We start from the raw sequence: 2,415 nt of genomic DNA, 5'->3' as shown, positions 1-2,415 counted from the left end.
GCCCACGGCCGGGCTGCAGCCCGGCGCGGCCATCACGTCGCTGTCCGGCACCCCGCTGACCACCCTGGAGCTCATCGAGCGCGTCCTCGGCGCCATGGCCTTCATCACGGTCTCCATGCTCGGCGTCGCGGCGATCGCGCTGTTCCTGTCCACGCTGACCGACTCCGCGATCGGCGCCGCGCTCGGCTCGCTGGCCGCGCTGGTCGTCAGCGAGATCCTGGTCACGCTGAACGCCGCGACCACCGTGCAGCCCTACCTGCCCACTCGGTACTGGCTGGCGTGGATCGACTTCTTCCGGCAGCCCATCTTGTGGCGGGACATCCAGCGCGGGTTCGCCATCCAGGCGGTGTACGTGGTGGTGTTCCTGGCGGCCGCCTGGGCCAACTTCGCCACGCGGGACGTCACGTCCTGACCTCGCGGGCGGCGATCAGGTTTCGCGGTCAGCGGCCGAGGGACTCCAGGGCCGCGCAATCGCCGGGGGCCGGGGCGGTGACGCGGCCGGCGGACAGCGTGCGCAGCACAAGGCCGACGACGAGCGGGGCGGCGGGCAGCTGGCCGTGCTGGATCGTCACGCCCGGGCAGACGGACTGGAGCGGGACGTTCACCGCGCCGGGCAGCCGGGCGGAGTCCGGCGGCTGCACGGTCTGGTCGTCGGCGCTCCACAGCGACAGCCAGGGCGGGCGCGGCTGCGCCGATTGCTGCAGCCGGGTCAGCAGCGCGCTGCCCGGCGCGAGCTGCTGGCAGGCGACGGGGCACAGCCCCGGGTCGTACGCGGTGCCCACGGCGGCGATCCGCGCGCCGTGCAGCGGCGATCCCAGGGTGATGATCGTGCCCGTCCGTCCCGCACCGCCGTAGTCGACGTACCAGAGCCACGCCACGACGCCGCCCGCCGAGTACCCGATCACGGTGACCGGCCCGGATCCCGCGGCGAGCGCCGAGTTCACGTACCCGTTGAGCACCCGGGCCTGCACCGTCAGGTCGCCAGTGCCGTCACCCGCGAGCGGCACCACGGTGGCGGTCCGGCCGGCGCTCCTGATCCGCGCGGCCAGCCCGTCCAGCGACGTGGTGGACCCGCCGTAGCCGGGAACGAGCAGCACCGCGCCCGGCCGGCCGGCTACCGGTTCCGGCTGGCCGCCAGAGACCCGCACCCCGACGACCACGGCGACCGCGGCCACAATCAGGGCGAGTCCCCCGAGCAGGATCTTGCGCCGCGGGCTGAGCCCGGTCCACCGGCGAATGGGGGAACGCACGCATCCCATGATGCGGCCCCGAACGTCAAGATCTTGACAGTGGCTCCGGTAAGCCCCTTCAGCGGCTTTCGCCGGCGTGTCATGAGCTGGCCGGACGTCCGGCTCGGGCACAATAGAACAAGGCCCCCTCCATTTATGGGATGGAGGGGGCCTTGTGCGCCCTGCCGCGCCAGCCTGGCCAGTTGCCCAGCCCGCCCGGCGAAGCCGACCGCCCCGTCAGGGCCAGGAACCCGCGCGATTCACCGGTTTCCCGGCTCCTCTCACGTCCCCTGAGTTTCCCCTGGGGTGGTGCCCGTTTCTGACGGTGAAAGCATTTCTACGCCTGCGTCCAGCCGCAGCGCAAGGGGTCGCGGAACATTAATTGAGAGTTTTTTCGCTGTCCACAGAGCGGCGGTAGTTATCCGCAATTAAATGCGGTTATCCACCGCATAGTTCACAAGCTATCCACAGAACGCACTCGGTGCAGTGTTCAGGATGCTGGGGCTCGGGCACAATAGAACAAGGCCCCCTCCATTTATGGGATGGAGGGGGCCTTGCGCGACCTGCCGCACCAGCCTGGCCGGTTGCCCGGCCCGTCCGGCGGCGACTGCCGCCCCGCCAGGGCCAGACACCCGCGCGATTCACCGGTTTCCCGGCTCCTCCCACGTCCCCTGAGTTTCCCCTGGGGTAGTGCCCGTTTCCGACGGTGAAAGCATTTCTACGCCTCAGCCCGGCCGCGGCGCAAGGGTTCGAGGCCAATAATTGAGAGCTTTTTTCGTTGTCCACAGCGCGGCGGCGGTTATCCGCAATCGAACGCGGTTATCCACCGCATCATGCACAGGCTATCCACAGGTCGCGTCGTGTTTACCGGCAGCGGGGACCGGTGCCCGTGCGCTGGATGACCGGGCGAGGCTGCCGGACGGCGCCAGCTCCGCGGGCGCGGCGGCGGGCCCCGCAACGCCGTCGGCCACCTCCGGGGTGAAACTTTCTGGCTCAACTACTACACGAGAGAATACTCCTGGAGTATTCTCTCGGTTATGAGCGTTCCGCTGACACTGCTCGGGCTCCTCGAACGGGGGCCGAGTCACGGCTATGACCTCAAGCGTGACTACGACATGTTCTTCGGCCGGGGGAAACCGGTGCGGTACAGCCAGGTGTACGCCACGCTGTCCCGGCTGGCCAGGGA

General features: G+C 69.6%; 1 protein-coding gene and 1 pseudogene. One reads left to right on the top strand and one right to left on the bottom strand.

Going from position 1 to position 2,415, the window contains the following annotated elements; translation table 11 throughout:
- A pseudogene (locus WA805_RS21525) lies at nucleotides 1-412 on the top strand (ABC transporter permease); the annotation flags it as partial.
- A 28-nt stretch (nucleotides 413-440) separates the two neighbouring features.
- Here WA805_RS21525 and WA805_RS21520 read toward each other — a convergent pair.
- Nucleotides 441-1,250, bottom strand: coding sequence for an esterase/lipase family protein (locus tag WA805_RS21520; RefSeq protein WP_425243231.1), 810 nt, complete (start codon nucleotides 1,248-1,250; stop codon nucleotides 441-443).
- Nucleotides 1,251-2,415: the final 1,165 nt, after the last annotated feature.

The organism is Trebonia sp., assembly GCF_049794275.1.
Classification (GTDB): Bacteria; Actinomycetota; Actinomycetes; order Streptosporangiales; family Streptosporangiaceae; genus Trebonia.
This window is presented reverse-complemented; position numbering and strand designations above follow the sequence as displayed.